This window comes from Jejuia pallidilutea (genome assembly GCF_002973595.1).
Lineage (GTDB): Bacteria > Bacteroidota > Bacteroidia > Flavobacteriales > Flavobacteriaceae > Jejuia > Jejuia pallidilutea.
Genome location: NZ_PVEO01000010.1, coordinates 41,917 through 67,312, shown reverse-complemented (window position 1 = coordinate 67,312; position 25,396 = coordinate 41,917). Strand labels below are relative to the sequence as shown.

Here is a 25,396-nt window from a genome sequence, read left to right as displayed (position 1 = left end):
TTAATCTTCTATCGCTTCATAAATTAAGCGTTGAATTTCGGTTCTTATATTTCGTTTTAACAACAGGTTTCTTCCTGCTTTTGGATACGTTCTATTAGCCAAAAACACATAAACAATTTCTTCTTCTGGATCTGCCCAGGCATAAGTTCCTGTAAAGCCCGAATGTCCAAAACTTGTCATAGAAATACAACCACAAGTAGGACCTTCTTCATCTAGTTGGGGCTTATCGAAGCCAACACCGCGCCTATTGTCTTTCTCACAATAGTAACACGTATTAAATTTATCGATAATAGACGGGCTTAAATAACGTTTACCGCCATAAAAGCCTTTTTGCAAATACATTTGCATAATTTTTGCCACATCGTTGGCATTACTAAAAATACCTGCATGCCCACCTACACCATTTTGCATCGCAGCACCCATATCGTGTACATAACCTTGCACTTTTTGATAACGATAATAGTCGTCTACCTCAGAAGGTACAATGTGTTGATTACTTATTTTTCGATACGGATTATACATAGTGTAATTTGCACCTAGTGATTGATAAAAGTGGGTTTGTACCAACTCGTCTAAACCTTTGTCGTAATGCTTCTCTATAAATTTCTTTAAAATATAATAGGGAAAATCGCTATACCGATAACGCAACCGATCTAAAAGCTCAGATTCTTTAATGATTTTTTGTATAGAATCTTGATAATCTGTTCTTAAATACAAGTTTTTAGCCACTTCTATTTCAAATTTTTTGCTTTTCTTGGTACGGTAGTATTTTCCACTAGGTCGTTTTGTAGCAGTATCTAAGGTATGGTAATAAAATGGTTCCCAAGGGCGTAATCTCGCATAGTGGGATAACATTTGCTTTATGGTAATGTTTGCCTTGTTTGAATTTTTGTATTCGGGCAACAGTTCTGATAAGCTGCTGTTTAAGGAAATTAAACCTTTCTCCTCCATTTCCATAACTAAAGGTAAAGTCGCTAAAATTTTAGTAAGTGAGGCTACATCATAAATATCATCAAAAGATACTTTTCTATTGCCATCGTAAGTATGTTTTCCAAAGTTTTTATTATAAATAACTTTGCCTTTTCTAGCTATTAGTAATTGAATGCCCGGAGTCATCATAGAATCTACAGCTATTTTAGCAATAGAATCTACTCGTTTTAACTTCTCTGAACTCATGCCCACACGTTCTGGAATGGTATACCCTAAACGTTTTATAGGATTGTTTACAATACCTTCGCCTGCCTTAAAAAACTGCCCTGTAGATACTGGTAATTTTCCTTTTGAAGGAATAGCGCCAAAGATTAATTGTGCAGATTTCTCCTGTGCTATTGTACTGTTTTGATAGCTTACTATGATACTCTCGATATTTTCTATAGTCTTTAAATCATCTAATGCATACGGCTTTACAAACACATTTAATATTACATCGTGGGTTTGTGCTATTTCGTACAACCAAACCAATTCTTTATTAGAGAATTTGTGCGATTTCCATGGGTTTTCATTTGAACGATGAAAGCCAACAATAACTGTATTGTAAGACTGTAACTTATTAATTAACACATCTAGTTGGTTTGCTTCAATTTTATGAATTTTAGTATACTTTTTTAGTTCATTATAAAAAGGTGTACCATCATCATCACCTAATGCCACATAGGCCAGTGTTTTGGTTTCTAAGCGTGTAAGTGGTACTAAATCGTTAGTATTCTTAACAACAGTAATAGCATTTTCTAGTAAGTCTTCGTAGAGAATGTCATCTTTCAATCGGTTTAAATCGGCATCTAGATTATACAGGCCAACAGGCTCGTAATTATGCAAGCCTACTTTATATTTTGCCATTAATATTTTTTTTACCGAATGCGCCAAACGCTCTTCTGTAATCTCCCCATTATTAAGGGCATCCATAATTTTATCTACGCCAATTTCAACATCTTCAGACATTAGCATTACATCGTTTCCCGCTTTAAAAGCAGCTAAATCTATATCTCCAGTATTACTAAAATTTGCTGCACCTTTCATGGTTAGGGCATCTGTAAAAATAAGCCCTTTAAACCCCAAAGAATCTTTTAAAATATCGGTAACAATATGTTTTGATAATGATGAAGGATAGCCTTCCCTGGGCTCTAAACTTGGCACATTTAGGTGTGCAACCATAACGCTAGATAAACCTTTTTTTATGAGTTCCTTGTAGGGATATAGCTCAACAGAATCTATACGTTTTGCATTAAAATTTATGGTTGGCAAGGTAAGGTGCGAGTCTGTTTCTGTATTACCATGTCCTGGAAAATGTTTGGCATTGGCTAAAACACCTGCACTCTGCATGCCTTTCATAAAGGCTAAAGCTTTTTCGGTGACATTATCTCTATCTTCTCCAAATGAACGATTGCCTATAATAGGATTTTTAGGATTTGTATTGATATCTACTACAGGTGCAAAATTAAAATGTACACCCAATCGTTTACAATGTTCGCCAATGTGTCGTCCTGTTTGTTCTACCAAATTATTATCTGTTATTGCACCTAGCGCCATGTTATATGGAAAGGCATAGGTAGAATCTAAACGCATGTTTAACCCCCATTCTGCATCCATACCTATAAGCATTGGCAATTTAGATAAAGCCTGCAATTCATTATTTAAACGTGCTTGACGTTTTGGACCTCCATTAGAATATATAATACCGCCTATATGGTGATCTCTCACTAATTTAACAACTCTGTTTTTTAATACTGAATTTTGATTGGACATGACCTGAACCATATACAACTGCCCTACTTTTTCCTTAAGTGTCATTGCATTATAAATACTATCTACCCATTTTTTTTGGGCTTCGGCATCATTGGTCTGTAATGGATGTGTAGAATTTTGTCCGTTTATAAATAAACATGAAAAAAATAGGAAACAAAAGAAATGGCGCATAGGGGATTAATTAAGCAAATTGATTTGTTAGCATTTAACTAATAAACGTGGCAAATTAACACTTTTAGAAAAAAGAGGAAAACACTTTAAGATAGTTTTATGTAGAAACTTATAAAATTGACGACTTGCAAATAAAAAACCCCTAAGCAAGAAAACTTAAGGGCATGTATATAAAATAAATTGTAGTATTAAATTACCAGAATAAGGCATAAAGCACAGTTAAAATAAGCATAACTGCAAATGCACCTACATTAAACAAAGGTGAAGTTTTAAACAACTGTTTTGTAATGGGAATACCTTTTTCGTCATCAGCACCATTATGCTGAATATAACTAAATACAGCAATTACACCCATGGTTAACAGTAAAGTATAGCCCATTTGATCCATAAACGGTACATTTACGAAGAATGCAGAATCGGACCATCCTTTGGGTGCTACCTTAAAGTACATGGCTATTGGAATAGATGCCAATGCACCAACTATAGCTGCTTTGTTTGTAGTTTTCTTCCAGAATAGCCCTAACAAGAATACTGCTAAAATTCCTGGACTTACAATACCAGTATATTCTTGTATAAATTGAAACGCCTGATCTAAATTACCCAATAATGGTGCTACAATACACGCTATAATTAAAGCAACAAACGCAGAAATTCTACCCATATTTACCGTAGCTTTATCGTTAGCATTCTTATTAATGTATTGCTTATAAATGTCCATAGTGAATATGGTAGAAGTTGAGTTTAGCATAGACGCTAAAGAAGATACGATAGCAGCAGCAAGGGCAGCAAAAGCAACACCTTTTAAACCAACAGGTAAAAACTGTAACAACCAAGGGTATGCTTTATCAGCTTGATTTAACGATGGTAAATTTTCTGAAGCACTCACACCTAATCGTGCCATAATTTCAGGGTCATTCACCATTACATAAGCGGCTATACCAGGTATAACAACAATTAGAGGTATTATTAATTTTAAAATAGCAGCAAATAAAATACCTTTTTGAGCTTCTTTAAGCGATTTTGCCGCTAATGTTCTTTGTATAATATATTGATTAAAACCCCAATAATATAAATTTGCAACCCACATACCACCTACAAGCACACCAATTCCAGGTAAGTTTTGATACTCTGGGTTCGATTCGTCTAAAATCATTTCAAAACGTCCTGGTACGGTTTCAAATACTGTAGTTAGTCCAGAAATAAAACCTTCCCCACCCGATACGGTATTAAGCGCTAGATAGGTTGTAATTAAACCACCTAAAACCAAAAATACAACTTGAATTACATCTGTCCATGCTACAGCCGAAAGACCGCCATATAATGAATAAGCGGCAGCAAATAAAGCTAACCCAATTACACCATACATAAGCGGAATTCCCATAATGGTTTCTAAAGCTAGGGAACCCAAATATAAAACCGTGGTAAGGTTAACAAATACATACAATGCAATCCAGAAAACGGCCAAAATTGTTTTTAAGTTAGTTGAATATCGTTTTTCCACAAACTCTGGTATAGTATACAACCCTTTCTCGATAAAAATTGGAAGAAAGTATTTACCAACTATAATTAATGTTAAAGCAGCCATCCATTCGTAAGACGCTATAGCTAACCCAGAAGCAAAACCAGAACCAGACATACCTATAAATTGTTCAGCCGATATGTTTGCAGCGATAAGTGATGCGCCTATAGCCCACCATGGTAAAGATTTACTTGCTAAAAAATAGTCTTCTGCATTTTTTTGGTGCCCCTTCTTATCTCGAGACACCCATAACCCTACACCCAAAATAAGTATGGCGTAAGCAATAAACACTACATAATCCCACGTATCAAATCCTGATGTCATAATTCTATTTAGTTTGGTTGATTAAAGTTTCAAATATATGTATTTATATTTAAAGAAAAGGGGAAATAGTTCATATTTAAGGGTGTAAATCAGTCAATTTAACAAACTAGTAGGGTATAGTAGGGTTTTTGGCAAAAATATTTATATATTTACAACGCAATGTTTGAAATGAAATGATTGAAATTAAAAAAAAACTAAGCATTCCTAAGTACCAACAAATCGTTTTTTCTATCGAAAAAGCGATTTCTAAAGGGAAATTAAAAAAGGGAGACCAAATACCCTCTATAAACGCCATAAAAGAAAAGCACAAACTGTCTAGAGATACCGTTTTAATGGCTTTTAACGATTTAAAAAGTAGGGGTATTATTCAATCTGTAGTTGGTAAGGGCTATTATGTAACCAGTGAGAATATTGATGTAAAACAAAAGGTTTTATTATTGTTTGATGAATTAAATTCATTTAAGGAAAACCTATATAATGCTTTCGTTAACAACGTAAACAGTAATGTTGAGGTAGATATTTATTTTCATCATTTCAACTATAATGTTTTTAAAAAGGTGTTAGAAGATAACGTTGGAGATTATAATAGTTATGTAATTATGCCAGCCAATTTAAACGGTACCCACACACTGCTAAACAACCTGCCAGAGGATAAAGTTTATATTTTAGACCAAATGCCAAAAGAGCTAAACAAATACGCTGGTATATATCAAAATTTTGAAAAGGATATTTACGAAAATTTGGAAAAAGCTTTTCAAAACATAAAAAAATACAAGAAACTACTCTTAGTATTTTCATCTAAAAAACAACCAAAAGGCATGAAAGATGGTTTTATAAAGTTTTGTGAGAAACGAAATTTACCATACCATATATTAGAATCTGCCGAAGACAAAACCCTTGAAAAAGGAGAACTATACATTATTCCCGATGATAAAAACCTACTTCATGTTATTAAAAAAATTAGAGCAGACAAATTATCATTATCAAAAGATATTGGCATTATTTCTTATAACGACACCTTGCTTAAGGAAATTGTAGAAGGTGGCATTACCACTATTTCTACAGATTTTACAGCCATGGGAAAACGGTTAGCAGAAATGATTCAAAATAACGAACATAAACACATTGAAAACCCAAACCACTTTATAGTAAGACATTCACTTTAAAACATTATAAAATTGTACGCATTACAACACATTAAAGCACAAAACATCCTGGAAGTTAAAAATGCCAAAGCTTCTGTTTATGGTAAAATTTATTTAGATGAAGGCGCCAGTTTACAAGAACTTAAACTAAACAATAAGGCTATTATCCAAGATTTAAGTCCGTTACCATACAGTACCACATACGCATCTTCAATTTTATTTCCCTTTGCCAATAGAATAAAAGATGGCTCCTATGAGTTTGAGGGCGAAACATTTCAATTTAACATTAACCAAAAGGAAGAACAAAATGCATTACATGGTTTGGTTTACAACAAAACGTTTCAATTAGTTAATAGCCAATTAACCGCAGATACTGCTACGATTTCACTAGAATACATAGAAAAAAAGGTATCTAAAGGATTTCCTTACACCTACACAATTAAATTAGATTATGTGTTTGCAGAAACATCAATAGATGTAAAACTTTCCGTTGTAAACACCAGTACAAAAACGTTTCCTTTTACCTTAGGTTGGCACCCTTATTTTACAAGTGCTAATTTATATGAAAGTAAGCTTATTTTTGATAGTAAAGAAAAACTTATCATTGGAGCGCGCAACATTACCGAAGGAACAACAACAATTAAAACCAACAATGCACTTAAAATTGAAGATAATTTTTTAGATGACTGCTGGATTTTAAATTCTGATAAAGTATTATTTGAAACACCCGAATACAATCTACAATTCAATGCTACTGGCAACAATAATTTTTTACAGGCTTACACACCGCCCAAAGCCAACACTATTGCCATAGAGCCTACAACTGGAGTTTCTAACAGCTTTAACAATAAAATAGGGCTAAACACCTTAAAACCCAGCGAAACCTACGCTATAACTTGGACGATAACTATACAGAACAACTAAACCAAAATATAATGAGCGCAACACTAATTAAAGATGTAAAAGATAAATTTGTTGAAACATTTAAAGCAGACCCTTTACTTGTTTTTTCTCCCGGAAGGATAAACATTATAGGAGAACATACCGATTATAACGATGGTTTTGTTTTTCCTGCAGCAGTAGATAAAGGTATAGCAGCAGCGATACAAAAAAGCGATTCTGGACATTCTACCGCCATTGCCTTAGATTTAGATAGTACTATTAATTTTGAATTAGACAAACTTAAACCCTCTAAAGAAGGTAGTTGGGAAAACTACGTACTTGGTGTTGTAGCCGAATTACAAAACAGAAATATTGTTGTTGGCGATTTTAACATTATAATAAAAGGAAATATCCCCGGAGGCTCTGGTATGTCCTCATCTGCCGCATTAGAAAACAGTGTGGTTTTTGGCTTAAACGAGCTTTTTAAACTTGGGTTATCTAAACACGATATGATTTTAATTTCACAAAAGGCAGAACATAATTATGTTGGCGTAAATTGTGGGATTATGGATCAATATGCCAGCATGTTTGGAATAAAAAATAACGCTTTGCATTTAGATTGCAGAACGGTTGAATCTAAACCCTACGAAATTAATTTTAAAGATCATCAATTAATGCTTATAAACACTAATGTTAAACATAGTTTGTCCGATAGTGCTTACAATGATAGGCGATCGGCTTGCGAAAGTATATCAGAATTATTAGATGTTAAAGCACTTAGAGATGCTACCGAGGCAGATTTAGAAACCATAATCGATAAGGTTACACCAGCAAATTACCAAAAAGCACTTTATGTAATTCAAGAAAATAACAGAACTGTAAAAGCTGCTAAAGCTATTGAAGATGGTGATTTAGAAACCTTAGGAGCCCTAATCTATCAATCTCACAATGGCTTATCTACCCAATACAAGGTTAGTTGCGATGAGTTGGATTTTTTAGTAGAACAAGCCAAAAAAAACAAACATGTTTTGGGTGCAAGAATGATGGGTGGCGGTTTTGGCGGCTGTACCATAAACCTTGTAGCCAAAAGCGAAGCCAAAGCTTTTGCTGAAACAGCATCTAAAGCTTATAAAAATAAATTCGATAAAGCATGTTCTGTATATTTTATTCAATTATCAGACGGTACACATTTAGTGCGACAAACCTACTAAACTACATACAATAAAATTTAAAATGGAAAACTCTAACTTACAAGATTACTCTCATAAACGCTTTAACATATTAACAGGAGAATGGGTGTTGGTATCTCCGCATCGTGCCAAACGGCCATGGCAAGGACAAAACGAGACTGTTAATAATGAAAAACGACCAACATACGATAAAACTTGCTACCTATGTGCAGGTAATACTAGAATAAATGGCGAAGTAAATCCAAAATACGAAGATGTATTTATTTTTACCAACGATTTTGCCGCATTACAGAGCGATTCACCAAAATTTAATGTTAACGACGGTTTACTTATTGCCGAAAGTGAAACAGGTATCTGCAAGGTAATTTGTTTTAGTCCAGATCATTCAAAAAGTTTAGCAGACATGTCGCCTCTGGAAATCCAAAAAGTAGTTTACGCGTGGCAAGACCAATATAAAGAACTGGGTAGCAACCCTAAAATTAACTATGTACAAATTTTTGAAAACAAGGGTGCCGTTATGGGATGTAGCAACCCACATCCTCATGGGCAAATATGGAGCCAGTCTACCCTACCTAACGAAGTTTACAAAAAGAATACACAACAACTAAATTACTTCAACAAAAACAGTAGCAGTCTTTTAGGCGATTATTTAGCACAAGAATCAGAAAATCAGGAACGTATTATTTTTGAAAATGATGGTTTTGTGGTCTTGGTGCCATTTTGGGCAATTTGGCCCTTTGAAGCTATGATTGTACCTAAACGGCATATGGCCAATATTTCAGAAATGACAGAAGCTGAAACACTACAATATGCCGAAGCTATTGCTGTTTTAACCAAAGCTTACGATAAAATTTTTAACACATCATTCCCCTATTCAAGCGGTATACACCAATCACCAACTAATGGTAAGGAAAACACGCACTGGCATTGGCACATGAGTTTTTATCCACCATTATTAAGAAGTGCAAGCGTTAAAAAATTTATGGTAGGCTACGAAATGTTTGGGTCGCCACAACGCGATATAACTGCCGAAAGTGCTGTAAAAATGATTAAAGCCTTGTTATAAATAACAAGCTAAAACCACTCTTTTAAACCTAACAGCAATTATTTTTGTTAGGTTTTTTTATTAACAAATGTTAAGGATTCAATAATTTACTTGTTAAAGTATCTTAAATTAGAGGTATTAAAAGCCAAATACATTTAATTTGAAAATCACAAAACCCATCAAACCGTGAAATACATTGTTTTGTTATTATTCCCCCTTAGCCTATTTTCCCAAACCATTAAAGGTAAAGTTTACGATACCGAATCTACCGTTAAAGGTATAAGGGTTTACAACGTGAGCCAAAAAAGGCTAACCTACACAAATAACGAAGGCGATTTCTCTATTTCTGCCTCGGTTAACGATACACTATTTTTCGAATCTCTATTCCATCATTCAAAAATGGTAAAACTTAAGCAAAGTGATTTTGATGATATAGCAATTTTTGAATTAAAAAAGTCTGTAAACGAACTGGATGAAATTTTATTAAGCGACGATAAAAACAAATTTAATCCGCTAGAATACACCCAAAATGCAGAAAATGCACTGGCAAGAGATAGAAAAAACAATATGCAGTTGTATGTACCGCAATCGTCGTACTCTAATGGAATGGACTTTGTTGCAATAGCACAAATGATAGGGAAATTATTCAAAAGGAAAAATAAGCCAAAACCTATAGAATTTATAGAATACAAGCATTTAGATTCGCTATTTAAAAAAGATGACTTATTTAATTTAAAATTAATTAAAGACGATTTAAATATTCCCGAAGCATATGCACATCTATTTTTAGATTACTGCGACAGCAAAAACCTAAACAAGGAATTAATTTCTAAAGAAAACAAAGTTATCCTGTTAGATTCCCTTGTAGAATTTAGCAAAGAATTTTTAAAGATTACACACGAGTTTGAGGCCTCAAAAGACACATTGCGCTTAAAAAATTAATATCATACTAATTCTTCGTTTCAAAAGTTATATTTTTAACCATATTTATTTTGAAACCGAATGAAGAACTACATCTACCCCGTACTTACAATTTGTTTTTTAATACTTTGGAGCTCCTGTAGAAAAGATTTTGAATTTTCCCCAAGCACTGGCAATCTAGCATTTTCTAAAGACACCGTGTATTTAGACACCATATTTACAAATATTGGCTCTAGCACCTATAATTTAAAAGTGTACAACAACAGCGACGACGATATTTTAATTCCTACACTAAAATTAGGCTTGGGAGATGCCTCTCAATACCGATTAAGCGTTGATGGCCTTACAGGAAAAACCTTTGAAAACATAGAACTATTGGCCAACGATAGCCTCTTTATTTTTGTTGAAACTACAGTTGATATTAATAATTTCCCAAACCCCAACGGCGAATATTTATATACAGACCAAATTGAGTTTGACTCTGGAAACAACCTGCAAGAAGTTCAGCTTGTAACCTTAATAAAAGATGCTATTTTTATTTACCCAGACCGAGACAATACAACTAAAATTATTGAAACCTTAACGCTAAATATAGATGGAGACCTTGTAGAAACAGACCTACAAGGGCGAGAACTATTACCCGAAGAACTGACCTTTACCAACGAAAAACCCTATGTAATTTATGGGTTTGCTGGAGTTCCTACAGGAGAAACACTAACCATCGAAGCTGGTGCACGCTTGCATTTTCACGAAAATTCGGGTATTATTGTTCAATCAGGAGCATCTATAAATGTAAATGGCGCATTTAGCCCAGACCAAGAAACACTAGAAAACGAAGTAATTTTTGAAGGCGACCGGTTAGAACCAAATTTTTCTGAACGCCCAGGCCAATGGGGCACCATTTGGCTGCTCGATGGCAGTGTAAACAATACATTTAGCTACGCTACCATAAAAAACGCATTAGTAGGTATTCTATCCGACGGCAACGCTACCGCAGATAAATTAACCATCTCTAATTCGCAAATTTATAACTCAGCAAGTTTTGGTATTTTAGGTAGAAACACCTCAATAGAAGCTGAAAATGTGGTACTAAATAATGCGGGACAGTCTGTTTTGGCAACAACTTTTGGCGGAAAATACAATTTTACACATTGCACCATAGCCAATTATTGGAACAATGGCCCAAGACCATTGCCTGCATTACTTGTAAATAATTTTATTGTTGATGAAGATGACACTACCATTGTAACAGATTTAGTAGAAGCCAATTTTAATAATTGTATTATTTATGGTAATGATAACCCTGAGTTTATTTTAGACGAAGTTGAAGACAATGCGGTAAGTTTTAACTTTAAATTTACCAATTGTTTGGTACGTTTTGATGATAGAAACAATAATTTTACGGGCAACAATTTTGATTTTGAAAATACAACTTTATACGAAAATGTTATTTTTAACCAAGACCCCGATTTTAAGGATCCTGAGGCCAATATGCTAATTATTGGAGATAACTCTGCTGCCAATGGGCAAGGAAACGCATTTTTTGCCAACCAAGTACCAACCGATATTTTAAATATAAACAGAACAAAAACTCCTGATTTGGGTGCCTATCAGCACATTACATTTCCGGAAGATGACTAAAAAACTATTGCTATATCTTAGTTACCCAACATTTGAACAACAACATCCCATATGACAAAAAAAGAGCAACAACCAATTTTTAAAAAATCACTTCTCGCCTGTTTATTAATCGTCGGATTTGGAATATATCTTTCAATTCGTGGAACAAAAGAGAAAACAGAATTTAATAATGTGACAGGTCAAATCGACTATTTTGATAAAACATTTCAAGAAATAAATTATAGAAATAAAGGAGACCATCGATTTATTCACATTGCGGATTTTCCTCTTATTTTTGATGTTTTTGTGGGACAAGCTTCTGGCGATTTCGGACCAAAATTTGAACAATTAGATAAACTAAAACTCGGAGATGAAATTACAGTTTTTTACGATGACAAAACTCCTTTACAGAAAAACCGAGATTTAAGATTTAATAAGACTGTACAATTTATTGACAAAAATGGAGAAGCATATTTTATTCGTGGGAATAAAGATAAATACGGTGGATATTTAGCTATTGGAGTCGGGATTTTGCTAGCTATAACATTACTGATTTTAAAGAAAATCGGAAAAATAAAATAAAAAACGTTGGGTAACACCGTGTATAAAAAATTGCTATTTTTAGCTTAACCAATGTGAGTTGCTTTGCTTGCTTGCATCTGATTTTCCTTCGGAAAATCCTCGCACACAAGCACGCAACTAACCATACACAAAACCGTTGTATGCAAGCTTGACCCGTCCTGAATAAAACACAGAAATAAAGATGAAAAAACTTTTAGGTTTACTTACAACTGTAATGATTATAGTGAGTTGTAAAACAGAAAATAAGAGCTACAAAAACATTGTAACAACTGACATAACACACTTTTGGGAAGCTTATGATAAAATCACTCCAACCCAAGACTCTATCTTACAATACAAATATCTTGACAGTCTTTATCTACAAAGAGGAACGGCAGGACTAAACGCTATAAGACAAGTTAGGAATTATACGCCAGAAGATTATATACGAGCAATAAATAGCTATCCAAAATTTTGGGAATCGATTCGAGAAAACACATTAAAAATAGACCAATTTAGTTCTGAATTACAAGATGGAATTGAAAAATTCAGAGAAATCTACCCCGAGTTGAAACCTGCAAAAATCTATTTTACTATTGGAGCATTTAGAACAGGTGGAACTACATTAGATAATTTAGTGCTTATAGGTAGCGAATTAGCATTGACAGATAAAAGCTCAATTTCAACAGAATTCCCTGAAGAAGAGCAAGAAGATAGACGAACATTTTTTGACAGCAATCCCATTGAAAACCTTGTCTTATTGAACATTCACGAGTATGTTCATACACAACAAAAACCAATGGTTCATAATTTACTTTCTCTAGCAATTTATGAGGGTGTTGCAGAATTTGTTTCAGTAAAAGCAATGGGTGTTCCTTCTGCTGCACCTGCTATTGAATATGGGAAGAAAAACGCAGATAAGGTGAGAGAAAAATTTGAAAAAGAAATGTTCTATCCAAACAATAGATTCAAATGGTTATGGGACAGTGGTTCGTCTAATGAATTTGGAGTACGAGATTTGGCATATTATATCGGGTATCAAATGGCAGAAAACTATTATGAAACATCAGAAAATAAAAAAGAAGCCATTAAAAAACTAATTGAATTGGACTTTGAAAATGAAAGCGAAATAGAAGAGTTTGTTCAATCAACAAGATTTTTCTCATCATCTATCGAAGAACTTTATCAAAAGTTTGATAATAAAAGACCAAGTGTAATTGGAATAAAGCAATTCAAGAACAACAGTAATAACGTTAGTCCTAGAATAAAACAAATTACAGTGGAATTTTCGGAACCTTTGAATGGCATCAACACAGGGCTAGATACTGGTCCATTAGGAAAAAACTATTTACCCAAAATAAGCCCAAACAACAGAGTCTTTTCAGAAGACAATAAAACTTGGACAATAAATGTAGAATTAGAACCTAATAAGCATTATCAAATTCAATTAGAAAATAACTTTAGAACAAACGATTGGATTCCTTTAAAACCGTTTTTGATTGAATTTAAAACAGGAAATAAATAAAAGCCAGTTGCAAACAACGGCTATAAGCAATTGGGGATAAAGTAATAAAACCACATAATAAACATAAAATAAAGTTCGGTGCTAAATTGAAAAGTTAAGGCCTAAAATCTCCAACTGCTCATAGCCAAGAACGTCGGGTGTAATTTGACCGAAAATTTCGGATAAAAATCACAAGGGCCAAAACCCTTGTGATTTCATATTTTGTATAAACCGTTATATCAACTAATCGCTAAAATTAGTCACAAGATGTGCTTCTAATCTTTTAAAATCATTCTCAATATTCGGGTTTTTCATGACATCAAAGCAAGCGAAGGTTGGCAATGGTTGCATACCAAAAAATTTAAAATTCATATGCTGTGCGAAGTATAAATCATCAACTGATTTACCTGCAAATAAAAATTCATTTGCGTCATTAAATGACTCTTCTGGTGCATTAAACGTTAATGACAACATATATTTGGTGTTTTGCATTAAACCACCAGCCCCATAATTCTTCTTTGGTGTTTCTGCAGTTCTTCCATCATTCTGGCTCATTTTACCAAACATACCGGCCGTATAAACTTCATCCATATACTTCTTGAAAATCCAAGGAAAACCCATCCAATTGGTAGGCGATTGTAAAACAACGACATCAGCCCAAGTATGTTTGTTTACCTCTTCATCTGCATTCCATTCGTCTTTCATCGTGGTCGTTTTAATTTCATAGCCAATACTTTTTAAATAGTTTTCAATACGCTTAGCGATTTCTTTGTTCAATTCGCCTTTGGCAAATGGATATTCCTGGTGAGCGTTTATAATAAGTGCTTTTTTCATAATTATTTACATTTTTAAAATCCAAACATTCCGTTATCGTTCGCTAGATTTTCAGTTGGAATTTCTTGTATAACATCCCAATGTTCAACTGCTTTTCCGTTTTCAAAACGTAACAAATCGTAGAAAACATTGTTTGTGCCATTCCATTGGCCTTCACTTACCGTAAGTACAAAATTGCCTTCTCCCAAAACTTTATGAATTTTAGTGTATTGAAACATATTGTCCTGTGAAGTGAGATACTGAACAGCTTCTACTATTCCATTGAGTCCATCTTTGATGTTAGGGTTGTGTTGGTCGTATTGCTCGGTACTGATGTATTCGGTAATTTTATTCGGATTTTTACCCATCAAAATATCTTCTACCATAGACTTTGCCAAGGCTTTGTTTGCTTCGGTTTTGTCTAAATCTACAATATCAGTTGCACCATCTACTTGAGTTCTTCCGCTTGCCGTTTCTGCTTCGAAAGGTTGTAGCGCATCCCAATGTTCGCCTATTTTGCCATTTTCATCGAATCGCAAAATATCGAAAGACACCATTTGATCTGCACCAAAAGGCTTGGCACCTGTCCATAATTGATGTAGCACTACAAAGTTTCCGTCTTCGATGACACGGACTGCTTCGGCTTTGGTTTCATTTTCTTTTAGCATAGGAAACAGTTGAATAAAAGGTTCTAATCCTGTGGGAAGAAATGGATTGTGTTGAATGTAATCTGGATTGGCTAATGCTCTTACCTTATCTACATCTTGCGAGGTTACGGCTTTTACAAAAGCCACAGCGGTTTCTTTTTTGTTCATTTTTAATGTTTTTGAATTAGAAGTTTGTGTTGATTTGTCGCTATTTGAATTTGTTTTAGTTGACTTACAACTTGCAAATGCACTAGCAATCACTAATACTATGAATACGTTTTTCATGTTATGAGTTTTTTATTACTTGTATTATGCAAGTAAAATTACAATAATACTTTTATTTTGCAAGTAATTTTTTAAATAAATTGCAAAGTGCAAGTGAAAATAATATTTTGTTAACTTTGTAGCTATTAAGAGGAATAAAAGAGAATGGAAACAAAATTTAGATGTAATTGCCCCTTTACGTCGGCTTTAGATATTCTAGGTGATAAATGGATGTTGGTAATTGTAAAACAAATGCTTATGGAAAATAAGCAGACCTTTAAGGACTTTACAGAAAGTGATGAAGGCATTGCGACCAACATACTGACCACAAAATTGAAACAGCTTGAAGCATTTGGAATTATTACTAAAACAAAACTTCCAAACAATAATAAATCGAACATCTACCTTTTAACCGAGAAAGGATTAGCAATGACACCCATAATTGTAGAATTGGGGATTTGGAGCGACAATCATTTAAGGGATTTTAATCCTACTATCGTGAATGAAGGCGGTATAGAATTATTAAGACGCGATAAAGCAGAATTTACCAGAGTTATAGAACAACAGTACAGAGAAAAACTAGCTACAACGATGAATATAATTAATGGCTAGTTGTCGCCTACCTACGAAAAAACCAGCAGATTTTTTATTCGGTTTTTATTTTCAAAATAAGGTACTTAAACAATGCATTTATAAGATGTAAGACAGTTATTAACAAACAGAAGGTATAGCCTAAACCATTAAAGTAAGTATTACTCGTTTTCTAATTGTGCTTTATACAAATCTATGTTTGCCTTGGTCTCTTCATCTAGTTCTGGTTCCTTAATATCGGTAAACTTACTTAGCACATCGTACATTATTTTAGCTACAATATAACGTGCTGTGGGTTTATCGTCTGCTGGAATATTGTACCAGGGCGCATGCGTTTTAGATGTTCTATTCATAGCATCTTGGTAACATTCTTGGTATTTATCCCATAGTTTGCGCTCTTCTAAATCGCCCGCTGAGAATTTCCAGTTTTTTTCCTGTTTGCGCAAGCGTCTTAAAAGTCGGTATTTTTGCTCATCTTTTGATAAATTCAAAAAGAACTTAAAAATAATAGTGCCGTTCTCTGCTATATGCTTTTCAAAATTATTAATTTGCTCAAAACGCTTATCCCAAAACGCATTATCTATATCTTCAACTGAGTTTATATCTGGTAAATTTTCACCTAAAATATAATAAGGATGTACTCGTGTTACTAAAACATTTTCGTAATGTGTGCGATTAAAAACACCAAATTTCCCACGTTGTGGTAAGGCTATATAATGGCGCCAAAGATAATCGTGACTCAACTCTAAATCGGTAGGAACCTTAAAGCTATGTACCTCTACTCCCCTTACATTGAAGCTTTTAAATACTTCGCGTACCAAACTATCTTTACCAGAGGTATCCATACCTTGTAAACAGACTAAAACCGAGTATTTATCGTGAGCATACATGGTATTTTGTATGCTACTTAATAATTTTCTTGTTTTTTTTAATGCCTTTTTTACATCTTTTTCAGGAACTCCTAAATCGTAAGAAGTAGGCAATTCGCTAATATTGATTTTTGAGGAAATTTTAAAATCACTTTCTTTAATTTGATTCATGTTTTAGTGTTTTTATTTTGAAGCAAATAATTTTACATCTTGCTCGCTAACTTCTGTGCCTCCAAGAATAATAAGGCGTTCTACAACATTTCTTAACTCGCGAATGTTCCCTGTCCATTCATAATCTTGTAATAGTTTTATAGCTTTATCTGAAAAACTTTTTTGTGCGGTACCATGTTCGCCTGCTATTTTTTCGGCAAAATGATTCACTAAAAGCGGAATATCATCGCGCCTTTCGTTTAAAGCAGGTACTTTAATTAAAATTACTGCAAGTCTATGGTATAAATCTTCACGAAATTTGCCATCTTCAATTTCTTTTTTTAAGTTTTTATTTGTTGCAGCTATTACGCGAACATCTACTTTAATATCCTTGTCGCTACCAACACGCTGAATTCTGTTTTCTTGCAACGCTCTAAGTACTTTTGCTTGGGCAGAAAGACTCATGTCTCCTATTTCATCTAAAAAAATAGTACCTCTATTGGCAGCTTCAAACTTACCTGCCCTATCTTTATTAGCACTTGTAAAGGCGCCCTTTACATGGCCAAACAACTCGCTTTCTATAAGTTCGCTGGGTATCGCGGCACAGTTTACTTCTATCATAGGTCCTTTAACGCGTTCGCTTTTTTCATGTAACCAGTGTGCTACCAGTTCTTTACCTGTGCCATTAGGACCGGTAATTAGTACTCTAGCATCGGTAGGCGCTACCTTATCTATCATGTCCTTAATTTGCGTAATAGATGCACTTTCACCAATCATTTCATATTTCTTGCTTACTTTTTTCTTTAGAATTTTGTTTTCTACTACAAGTTCTTTTCTATCTAGCGCATGCCTTACGGTATTTAATAACCTGTTTAAATCTGGTGGTTTAGAAATATAATCGAAAGCGCCCAAGCGCATAGTATTTACGGCGGTATCTAAGTCGCCGTGGCCAGAAATCATGACTATTGGTATTTCTGGTTTTATTTTTCTGGTGGCTTCCAATACTTCAACACCATCCATTTTAGGCATTTTTATATCACAAAGTACCAAATCGTAATCCTCTTTCTTAATTTTTTCCATTCCTGCTAAACCATCTTCGGCTTCTTCAACTTCATAGGTATCATTTTCCTCTGAAAGGATTTTAACCAATACTCTCCTAATGGCAGCTTCATCTTCAATAATTAATATTTTTGGCATATTCTAAATTTTAAATTTTAGTCCGGTTCTTAAATAAAATGCATTTACATCGTCTAATTTAAAAACTTCATCTCTATTTTCATTGCGTAAAACGTTATTTAATCTAAACGTGTAACCTGAATACAAATATGCTACCAAATGTTTAGAAAATAAATATTCGTAACCTAAGCCCCCTAAGGCGACTGATAGTGAGATGTGATCTACACGATTTCCATTAATTAATGAGGGTTCTTGTAAATGCGCCAAGTACCCATCTAAACCAACAAATGCTTGAATGTTATTATTGGCATTTAAGGCATACTTTATGTTAGATTTTGGTACACCAGCATTAAAACTCCACCTTTCATTAACTTCCCTATAATAACTTACAAAGGGCAAAGGAAATGGTATTCCTGTGGTTGCATTATAGGTAAGCCCCAAAATTAAACGAAATGGCCTTTTAAGGGAAGTATCATCGGTTCTGTCGTTTATAATATAAACACCGCCGTTTAAAAAGAAATCGTCTGACACTATACTTTTTGTAAGTGTTGAAGCTATTCTAGGATTAAATTTTAGACCCAAACGCCACTTCTCGTTCCACTTAAATGTGTACCCTAAATTAAGGTCTATAACATGAATGTTGTTTAAACCAGACGTATCAAAAGGGTAATTTTCTTCTAAGTTTAGTATAACGTTGTTATACTCTGCACCAATTACCAAATAAGTATCTTCTTTTACTTCTATAGGATAATTTAATAAAGCTCTTAACCTTGTGTATTGATCTTCTGATTTGCTTTGGGGAATAAACGAATATTCCAAACGAGCTAAATCTGTTAATTGTGCAAAACAAACATTTACGCCCAAGAACAAACACAGGGAAATTGATAAGTTTTTTAGCATCTTATTTTTTAGTTTCCGATTGTTCCGTTTTTAAAACGGGTTGGGTTTGGTACAAATGAACGTCGCGCTGAGGGAATGGAATGGTAATATTGTGCGCTCTAAAAAGTCTATCTATCTCAAAACGTAAATCGCTTTGCGGTATAACACCTTGAAAACTATCATTTAGTGTAAAAACGAGTCTAAACTCTAAAGCACTATCTCCAAAATTTGTAAATAATACCAAAGGTGCAGGATGTTTTAATATAAGTTCGTGCTCGTTAGCAGCTTTAAGTAATAGCTCTTTTACCAATTTAACGTCGCTACCATAAGCTACTCCTACAGAAACACTTTCTCTAGTTGTTTTTCCGTTTTGGGTCCAATTATACAAACTATTGGTTAAATAAAGGTGATTTGGAATTACAAGCACTTTATTATCTATAGTAACAGCTCTTGTAGTACGCAACTTTATCTCTTCTACGCGCCCAACTTTACCTTCTAACTCTATAATGTCGCCTACGTGTACCGATTGGTCTACCAAAATAAAAATTCCAGATATGATATCTTGAAACAAGGTTTGTAATGCTAAACCAATACCAATTAATAAGGCTGCGGAGGCTGCAAAAACCGCAGTAACATTAATGCCAATAGAATCGAAAACAATGAGAATTACAATAATATAAATTACCCACCTTGCAAAAGAAAATACGGTAGTAAACTTAACTTTATCTTCCTTGGGCATATGTCTGGTTACCAGTTTCTTTACCCACCTTAATACATAAGTGGTTAAAACCATTACCAAAATTACAAGCAACAGGTATTTTACTTTTAGCACAATTTGGCTAGTGTCCTCACCAGAGCCGTACTGGAAGTCTATTATTTTATACTCAAGAAAATCAATTATAGCCTGCCCTACCGATGTTTCCTTAAACACCTTTTCTACATTATCAACGTCGTTTTTTATATGGTTTACCTGATCTTGCATTTTAATATTTAATCCATTTAATCAATTCCTTATACGTTGGTTTTTTACCGTACATTAAAATACCTACGCGGTATATTTTAGCGGCAACCCAAACCGTAAATATAAATGTGCCTATTAATAATCCTAAAGATAGTAATTGCTGCCAAATGGGCACACCAAAAGGTATACGCATTAGCATAACTACAGGCGAGGTAAAAGGTATAAACGAAAATACTGTAGAAACCGTACCATGGGGATCTTCTATAACCGTAAAAATACCAATATAAACTGCTAAAATTAATGGCATAATTATAGGCAACATAAACTGTTGTGTATCAGTTTCATTATCTACAGCTGCACCAATAGCGGCATATAGTGAACTGTACAACAAATAACCGCTTATAAAAAACAAAATAAACGCAACAATTAAATTGGTTAATGGCAAATTAAAAAAGCCCTGCATAGCATTTTGTATTTGGTTATTTACATCGGGGTTTTCCATAGCCTGCTGAATTGCTGCCTGTTGGGGTGTTTGCATATGGGCTATATCTATACCAAAAATAGCCGAAACAACCACTAATAATATACTTCCTAAAGCCAACCAAATAGCAAACTGGGTTAATCCTGCTAATGATGTTCCAATAATTTTACCAAGCATTAATTGTATAGGTTTTACAGAAGATACAATTACCTCTATAATTCTGCTGGTTTTCTCTTCTATAACACTTCTCATAATCATATTGCCGTAAATAATTATAAACATAAACAGCAAATAACCAGCTGCACCACCAAATATTAATTTGATAATATTATCGGTTTTTGATGATGTTTCACCCACAAAATTCTCTTGAAAAATATCTATATTTACTTGTGAAGTTTCAATTTTATTTACATCAATGCCTACATCTTGGTAGTTCATAAGCGTTAAGCGTTTTTCTAACTTATTTTCTAATTTAGAAATTACGGTTAATGATGGTGATTCTTCTGAATAAAATTTTATCCCTTTTGAAATTTCCTCTACATTTTCTTTATCCTGTATATATAAAAGTCCGTATCCCGAGGTTTCGGCAACCAAAGCCTTAGCATCTTCTAAAGATATGTCTTCTAGAATATTATACGTCGTATTATCGGTATTTGTAAAGATATCTTTTACTTTTTCTGAGGCGTCTAAAACAGAAATTACCCTAACTTTATCATTATTTAATTGAGACAAGTATGCCACAACGCTTATAAGCACTATCATAATGATAGGACTTAAAATCGTCATTACAATAAAGGATTTATTCTTAACCTTTGATAAATATTCTCGCTTTATAATTAAAGGTAAATGATTCATAATTTATTGCAAGTTATTATTGGTTACAGTTTGAATAAAAATATCGTTTACACTTGGTATTAACTCTACAAAATGAGACACTTCCCCTTTTGATGTTAAATAGTTTAATAAATCGTTAGGAGTTTGATTTTCAGAAATTTGAATATTCAACTTTAACTCATTATTTAAGGTTTTAAAATTAGCAGGTGTAATTTTAAATGTTTCTGAAAGTTCTTGTTCTAAAACTGTATTATTTGATGTTTTTACTCCAACCTCAAACGTATTGGATTTATAAGCGCGTTTTACATCCAAAATTTTGCCATCTAATATTTTATTAGATTTATGAATAAGGGCTATATCATCGCATAGTTCTTCTACGGATTCCATTCTGTGTGTTGAAAAAATTACGGTAGCACCATTGTCGCGCAACCTTAAAATTTCGTCTTTAATTAAATTAGCATTAATGGGATCGAAACCAGAAAAAGGCTCATCAAAAATCAACAATTTAGGCTCGTGTAACACCGTAACCACAAATTGTATTTTTTGTGCCATTCCTTTGGATAGCTCTTGTATTTTTTTGTTCCACCAATCTTCAATATCCAAACGTTTAAACCAATATTGTAATCGTTCTTTAGCTACAGATTTACTTAACCCTTTTAATTGCGCTAAGTAAAGTGCTTGCTCTCCTACTTTCATAGATTTATACAGGCCCCGTTCTTCAGGTAAATAACCAATATCTTTTATGTGGGATTCATTAAGCGGTTCCCCGTCTAAAATTACCGCACCAGAATCTGGTAGTGTAATTTGGTTTATAATTCTAATTAAAGTTGTTTTTCCTGCACCATTTGGCCCTAAAAGGCCATAAATACTTCCTTTTGGCACTGTGATAGAAACATTGTTTAAAGCTGTAAAACTTCCAAATTTCTTACTTACACCATTAACTTCTAATAGGTTATCCATTCAAATGTTTTAGTTATAACTAATGGTAAAGATATTAAATGTATATGAGTTGATTAAGTGTAAAGGGAGTAAATATTCAGGAACGGATTTATAGGTTTTTTAATATTAGGAAGCGGCTAAAAATGTAATACCACAGTATGGCGAGATGAGTTCAATAAACTATATTTTAGGTGTTACTTTGCAATTTAAAATATAGAATCTTACTAAAAAAACAAAACCCACCCTCAATGTTAATTAAGGATGGGAAAAAAATTGCTATGAAAAAGAAAAATTATCACTAATGTTCATTAGCGATAATCAAAGATAGTTTTTTTTTCTTAACTAATAGCAAAACTATTAGAATAAGTTGACAGTAACATTAAGAAATTTTGTTTTGTAACAGAAATTCTTAATATGTTACATTATTTTCAATCTTAAATTAAATATTATGAAAATATTGAATAAATAAGCTGAATAAAATTAATTTTAGAAGTTACTTTATACCTTAATGAGCTCAATTTACAAGTTCTGTTTTTATAAAAGCTGTATAAATTTGAGTTTCACTAAGAAAACATATCTTTAACTTTCTCGAAAAACGATTTATCTGAACTTTCCGGTTTTGGTGAGAAATGGTCATCTTCCAACATATCCTCAAAAAACTCTTTTTGTTGTTTATTTAAAGTTTTGGGTGTCCAAACGTTAACGTGTACCAATAAATCGCCTTTACCATAACCGTTTAAACTTGGAATTCCCTTTCCGCGTAAGCGTAAAATTTTACCAGATTGTACGCCAGCTTCTACTTTAATACGTACTTTTCCGGTAACGGTATCAATTTCCTTAGAAGTTCCTAAAACCGCTTCGGGGAAACTCACGTACAAATCGTAGTGCAAATTATCGCCTTCGCGCTGTAAACGCTCATGATCTATTTCCTCGATGGCCACTAATAAATCGCCAGAAATACCGTTTCCTGGGGCTTCATTACCTTTTCCAGATACTTTTAGCTGCATACCATCTACAACACCAGCAGGTATTTTAATAGATACGGTTTCCTCTGCTACTTTTAAGCCCTGTGCATCGGCATCGGCGGGCTTTTTATCAATAGTTTGTCCTGCACCTCCACATGCATTACATGGTGCCGAGGTTTGCATTCTACCTAAAATTGTATTTGTAATACGTGTTACTTGCCCAGTGCCATGGCAAGTGGAACAGGTTTTATAAGTGGTTCCTGGAGCTTGTATTTTGCGCTTTACCTTAATTTTCTTTTCTACACCATTGGCAACTTCTTCTAAGGTTAATTTAACACGAATACGAAGGTTGCTCCCTTTAACACGGCGCTGTCCGCCTCCGCCACCAAAGCCAGAGAAGCCGCCACCAAAACCGCCACCAAAAATATCTCCAAATTGACTGAAGATATCGTCCATATTCATGCCGCCACCGCCAAAGCCACCGCCACCTTCAAAGGCTTGGTGACCAAACTGGTCGTATCGCGCTTTTTTATCGGGATCACTTAATACTTCGTATGCTTCGGCTGCTTCCTTAAATTTCGCCTCTGCCTCCTTATTGTCTGGATTCTTATCTGGGTGAAATTCTATGGCCTTTTTTCTGTAGGCTTTTTTTATTTCACTGGCATTTGCCCCTTTATTAATTCCTAAAACTTCGTAATAATCTCTCTTTGCCATATTCCTATTATAAATCCTTTTTTAAAATAACGGATTTTTAAATTTATATTTTTATTGCCCCACAACCACTTTAGGAAAACGAATAATGGTGTCTCCCAATTTATAGCCTTTCTCCACAACATCAACAACTTTACCTTTTAAATCATCACTTGGTGCAGGAATTTGTGTAATTGCGGTGTGTACCTCAGCATCAAATGTGTCGCCTTTAGATACTTTAACAACCGTAAGTCCTTTTTTCTCTAAGGTAGATACTAACTTCTGGTAGATTAAAAGTACACCTTTGCGCAATTCTTCGGCTTCTTTATCCTCTTCTATATGTAAAAGTGCACGCTCAAAATCGTCAAGAACAGGCAATAGCTCTAGCATTAGCTCTTTTGCTGCGGTTTTAAACAATTCTATACGTTCTCTAGAAGTGCGCTTCTTGTAGTTTTCAAACTCAGCAAATAAGCGTAAAAACTTATCTTTTTCGTTTTGAAGTTCTTCTTTAAGCTTTTCTTCAGCAGATAACTCATTTTTTTTCTCCTCTTGCTCTTGCTGTTCCTCAACTGCCACAGTTTCATTCTCTAAACTGTTGTTTTGTTCTTCCTTTATCTCTTTATCTTTATTTTTCTTGCTCATTTTTGTATTGCGTTAATACTTGTACATTTCGGTTGGCAAAAGTACTGCCATTATTATTAAAATGCCATATTGTCATTAAAAATTTTAACAAAATTTTTGTTTAACTTTTTATTTATTCTATGAAACAAATTACGTACTTTTGATGCCATAACACTAAAAATTAATAACAATGAAATTAAATTTAAAAACTATATTATTTACCGGCGTTCTTGCAATTGCTCTTGTAGGTTGTAAGGACAAAGCCAAAGAAGCTGAAACCTCTAACGCCGAGGCTGCTGCTGAAGCACAAGCAACTGCAGTAAAATATATTGCCGATGCAAATGCATCTATTATTGAATGGAAAGGCTTTAAGCCAACAGGTACTCACAACGGTGACATTAAACTAGAATCTGGTGTTATTAACGTTAACGGAGATGCTATTGAAAGTGGTTCTTTTTTAGTGGATATGGGCTCTATCCAGGTACTAGACATTCCTGCTGAAGATGAAGGCAACGGAAAACTTTTAGGACATTTAAAAAGTCCTGATTTTTTTGATGTTGAAAACCATGCCAATGCTGCTTTTGAAGTAACTGGAATTAGCGAAGTTGAAGGCAAAACCATGCTTTCTGGAAACTTAGCGATAAAAGGAATTAAGCAAAACGTAACATTTCCTGTAAATGTAACTATGGATGGTGACACAATGATGTTGACTAGTGAAGCGTTTACTATAGATAGAACAAAATGGGACATTAAATATAAGTCTAAATCTATCTTTGGAGATTTAGGTGATAAATTTATAAATGATGAAATAGAGCTAAGGGTTAATGTAACCGCTAAAAAGGCTTAAAACGAGGAGTGACTAACTCAAACAAATGCTAAAAACCATCTTGTG

The 25,396-nt window shown here is 33.8% G+C and carries 22 protein-coding genes; 10 read left to right on the top strand and 12 right to left on the bottom strand.

Translation table 11 applies throughout. The features are described from left to right. Together CLV33_RS14590 and CLV33_RS14585 are read right to left on the bottom strand one after the other, a co-directional pair. Complete coding sequence (locus tag CLV33_RS14590) at positions 1–2,913, bottom strand: glycoside hydrolase family 3 N-terminal domain-containing protein (protein WP_105474529.1); 2,913 nt, start codon at positions 2,911–2,913, stop codon at positions 1–3. Between the two features lie 193 nt (positions 2,914–3,106). Next, positions 3,107–4,756 carry a sodium/sugar symporter gene (locus tag CLV33_RS14585; RefSeq protein WP_042243903.1) on the bottom strand — a complete coding sequence of 550 codons (1,650 nt, stop codon included), beginning with the start codon at positions 4,754–4,756 and terminating at the stop codon, positions 3,107–3,109. Between the two features lie 173 nt (positions 4,757–4,929). Between CLV33_RS14585 and CLV33_RS14580 the strand changes: the two genes are divergently transcribed. From CLV33_RS14580 to CLV33_RS14545, 8 genes are all read left to right on the top strand, one after another. Next, positions 4,930–5,922: a GntR family transcriptional regulator gene (locus CLV33_RS14580; protein WP_105474528.1), complete on the top strand. Its 993-nt coding sequence runs from the start codon at positions 4,930–4,932 to the stop codon at positions 5,920–5,922. A 12-nt stretch (positions 5,923–5,934) separates the two neighbouring features. Then, complete coding sequence (locus CLV33_RS14575) at positions 5,935–6,825, top strand: aldose 1-epimerase (RefSeq protein ID WP_170064029.1); 891 nt, start codon at positions 5,935–5,937, stop codon at positions 6,823–6,825. An 11-nt stretch (positions 6,826–6,836) separates the two neighbouring features. Next, complete coding sequence (gene galK / locus CLV33_RS14570) at positions 6,837–7,994, top strand: galactokinase (RefSeq protein WP_105474580.1); 1,158 nt, start codon at positions 6,837–6,839, stop codon at positions 7,992–7,994. 22 nt (positions 7,995–8,016) lie between these two features. Then, positions 8,017–9,039: a UDP-glucose--hexose-1-phosphate uridylyltransferase gene (locus CLV33_RS14565; RefSeq protein WP_105474526.1), complete on the top strand. Its 1,023-nt coding sequence runs from the start codon at positions 8,017–8,019 to the stop codon at positions 9,037–9,039. Positions 9,040–9,204: 165 nt separating this feature from the next. Continuing rightward, positions 9,205–9,960 carry a hypothetical protein gene (locus tag CLV33_RS14560; protein WP_042248376.1) on the top strand — a complete coding sequence of 252 codons (756 nt, stop codon included), beginning with the start codon at positions 9,205–9,207 and terminating at the stop codon, positions 9,958–9,960. 60 nt (positions 9,961–10,020) lie between these two features. After that, positions 10,021–11,580 (top strand): hypothetical protein, encoded by a 1,560-nt coding sequence (locus CLV33_RS14555; protein WP_105474525.1) that lies wholly within the window; start codon positions 10,021–10,023, stop codon positions 11,578–11,580. A gap of 51 nt (positions 11,581–11,631) precedes the next feature. Then, the gene (locus tag CLV33_RS14550; RefSeq protein ID WP_105474524.1) at positions 11,632–12,141 is read left to right on the top strand and encodes a hypothetical protein; all 510 of its coding nucleotides are present in this window, start codon (positions 11,632–11,634) and stop codon (positions 12,139–12,141) included. A 181-nt stretch (positions 12,142–12,322) separates the two neighbouring features. Continuing rightward, a complete protein-coding gene (locus tag CLV33_RS14545; protein ID WP_146109750.1) occupies positions 12,323–13,645 on the top strand; it encodes an Ig-like domain-containing protein in 1,323 nt (440 codons plus the stop codon). Positions 13,646–13,867: 222 nt separating this feature from the next. On the opposite strand, the gene CLV33_RS14540 is transcribed toward CLV33_RS14545, so the two are convergent. Then, positions 13,868–14,458, bottom strand: coding sequence for an NAD(P)H-dependent oxidoreductase (locus CLV33_RS14540; protein ID WP_105474522.1), 591 nt, complete (start codon positions 14,456–14,458; stop codon positions 13,868–13,870). 14 nt (positions 14,459–14,472) lie between these two features. Next, positions 14,473–15,369, bottom strand: a complete 897-nt coding sequence (locus CLV33_RS14535) for a nuclear transport factor 2 family protein (RefSeq protein WP_105474521.1) — start codon at positions 15,367–15,369, stop codon at positions 14,473–14,475. A gap of 144 nt (positions 15,370–15,513) precedes the next feature. On the opposite strand from CLV33_RS14535, the gene CLV33_RS14530 reads away from it, so the two are divergent. Beyond that, complete coding sequence (locus CLV33_RS14530) at positions 15,514–15,960, top strand: winged helix-turn-helix transcriptional regulator (protein ID WP_105474520.1); 447 nt, start codon at positions 15,514–15,516, stop codon at positions 15,958–15,960. Positions 15,961–16,100: 140 nt separating this feature from the next. Here the strand turns inward: CLV33_RS14530 and CLV33_RS14525 are convergent, their stop codons facing one another. From CLV33_RS14525 to CLV33_RS14490, 8 genes are all read right to left on the bottom strand, one after another. Beyond that, positions 16,101–16,979, bottom strand: coding sequence for a PPK2 family polyphosphate kinase (locus CLV33_RS14525; protein ID WP_105474519.1), 879 nt, complete (start codon positions 16,977–16,979; stop codon positions 16,101–16,103). 12 nt (positions 16,980–16,991) lie between these two features. Further along, complete coding sequence (locus tag CLV33_RS14520; protein ID WP_045372288.1) at positions 16,992–18,155, bottom strand: sigma-54-dependent transcriptional regulator; 1,164 nt, start codon at positions 18,153–18,155, stop codon at positions 16,992–16,994. Positions 18,156–18,158: 3 nt separating this feature from the next. Then, a complete protein-coding gene (locus CLV33_RS14515; RefSeq protein ID WP_105474518.1) occupies positions 18,159–19,034 on the bottom strand; it encodes a DUF6268 family outer membrane beta-barrel protein in 876 nt (291 codons plus the stop codon). A gap of 1 nt (position 19,035) precedes the next feature. Then, the gene (locus CLV33_RS14510; RefSeq protein WP_105474517.1) at positions 19,036–19,995 is read right to left on the bottom strand and encodes a mechanosensitive ion channel family protein; all 960 of its coding nucleotides are present in this window, start codon (positions 19,993–19,995) and stop codon (positions 19,036–19,038) included. A 1-nt stretch (position 19,996) separates the two neighbouring features. After that, positions 19,997–21,310 carry an ABC transporter permease gene (locus CLV33_RS14505; protein ID WP_105474516.1) on the bottom strand — a complete coding sequence of 438 codons (1,314 nt, stop codon included), beginning with the start codon at positions 21,308–21,310 and terminating at the stop codon, positions 19,997–19,999. Between the two features lie 3 nt (positions 21,311–21,313). After that, positions 21,314–22,249 carry an ABC transporter ATP-binding protein gene (locus tag CLV33_RS14500; RefSeq protein ID WP_105474515.1) on the bottom strand — a complete coding sequence of 312 codons (936 nt, stop codon included), beginning with the start codon at positions 22,247–22,249 and terminating at the stop codon, positions 21,314–21,316. 542 nt (positions 22,250–22,791) lie between these two features. Next, positions 22,792–23,907, bottom strand: coding sequence for a molecular chaperone DnaJ (gene dnaJ, locus CLV33_RS14495; RefSeq protein WP_105474514.1), 1,116 nt, complete (start codon positions 23,905–23,907; stop codon positions 22,792–22,794). A 51-nt stretch (positions 23,908–23,958) separates the two neighbouring features. Continuing rightward, a complete protein-coding gene (locus CLV33_RS14490) occupies positions 23,959–24,525 on the bottom strand; it encodes a nucleotide exchange factor GrpE (protein WP_105474513.1) in 567 nt (188 codons plus the stop codon). Between the two features lie 169 nt (positions 24,526–24,694). Between CLV33_RS14490 and CLV33_RS14485 the strand changes: the two genes are divergently transcribed. Next, positions 24,695–25,351 carry a YceI family protein gene (locus tag CLV33_RS14485; protein ID WP_105474512.1) on the top strand — a complete coding sequence of 219 codons (657 nt, stop codon included), beginning with the start codon at positions 24,695–24,697 and terminating at the stop codon, positions 25,349–25,351. Positions 25,352–25,396: the final 45 nt, after the last annotated feature.

Coding starts and splice junctions, on each gene's coding strand:
- CLV33_RS14590 (WP_105474529.1), bottom strand. CDS start 2,913: ATGCGCCATTTCTTTTGTTTCCTATTTTTTTCATGTTTATTTATAAAC.
- CLV33_RS14585 (WP_042243903.1), bottom strand. CDS start 4,756: ATGACATCAGGATTTGATACGTGGGATTATGTAGTGTTTATTGCTTAC.
- CLV33_RS14580 (WP_105474528.1), top strand. CDS start 4,930: ATGATTGAAATTAAAAAAAAACTAAGCATTCCTAAGTACCAACAAATC.
- galK (WP_105474580.1), top strand. CDS start 6,837: ATGAGCGCAACACTAATTAAAGATGTAAAAGATAAATTTGTTGAAACA.
- CLV33_RS14565 (WP_105474526.1), top strand. CDS start 8,017: ATGGAAAACTCTAACTTACAAGATTACTCTCATAAACGCTTTAACATA.
- CLV33_RS14555 (WP_105474525.1), top strand. CDS start 10,021: ATGAAGAACTACATCTACCCCGTACTTACAATTTGTTTTTTAATACTT.
- CLV33_RS14550 (WP_105474524.1), top strand. CDS start 11,632: ATGACAAAAAAAGAGCAACAACCAATTTTTAAAAAATCACTTCTCGCC.
- CLV33_RS14545 (WP_146109750.1), top strand. CDS start 12,323: ATGAAAAAACTTTTAGGTTTACTTACAACTGTAATGATTATAGTGAGT.
- CLV33_RS14540 (WP_105474522.1), bottom strand. CDS start 14,458: ATGAAAAAAGCACTTATTATAAACGCTCACCAGGAATATCCATTTGCC.
- CLV33_RS14535 (WP_105474521.1), bottom strand. CDS start 15,369: ATGAAAAACGTATTCATAGTATTAGTGATTGCTAGTGCATTTGCAAGT.
- CLV33_RS14530 (WP_105474520.1), top strand. CDS start 15,514: ATGGAAACAAAATTTAGATGTAATTGCCCCTTTACGTCGGCTTTAGAT.
- CLV33_RS14525 (WP_105474519.1), bottom strand. CDS start 16,979: ATGAATCAAATTAAAGAAAGTGATTTTAAAATTTCCTCAAAAATCAAT.
- CLV33_RS14520 (WP_045372288.1), bottom strand. CDS start 18,155: ATGCCAAAAATATTAATTATTGAAGATGAAGCTGCCATTAGGAGAGTA.
- CLV33_RS14515 (WP_105474518.1), bottom strand. CDS start 19,034: ATGCTAAAAAACTTATCAATTTCCCTGTGTTTGTTCTTGGGCGTAAAT.
- CLV33_RS14510 (WP_105474517.1), bottom strand. CDS start 19,995: ATGCAAGATCAGGTAAACCATATAAAAAACGACGTTGATAATGTAGAA.
- CLV33_RS14505 (WP_105474516.1), bottom strand. CDS start 21,310: ATGAATCATTTACCTTTAATTATAAAGCGAGAATATTTATCAAAGGTT.
- CLV33_RS14500 (WP_105474515.1), bottom strand. CDS start 22,249: ATGGATAACCTATTAGAAGTTAATGGTGTAAGTAAGAAATTTGGAAGT.
- dnaJ (WP_105474514.1), bottom strand. CDS start 23,907: ATGGCAAAGAGAGATTATTACGAAGTTTTAGGAATTAATAAAGGGGCA.
- CLV33_RS14490 (WP_105474513.1), bottom strand. CDS start 24,525: ATGAGCAAGAAAAATAAAGATAAAGAGATAAAGGAAGAACAAAACAAC.
- CLV33_RS14485 (WP_105474512.1), top strand. CDS start 24,695: ATGAAATTAAATTTAAAAACTATATTATTTACCGGCGTTCTTGCAATT.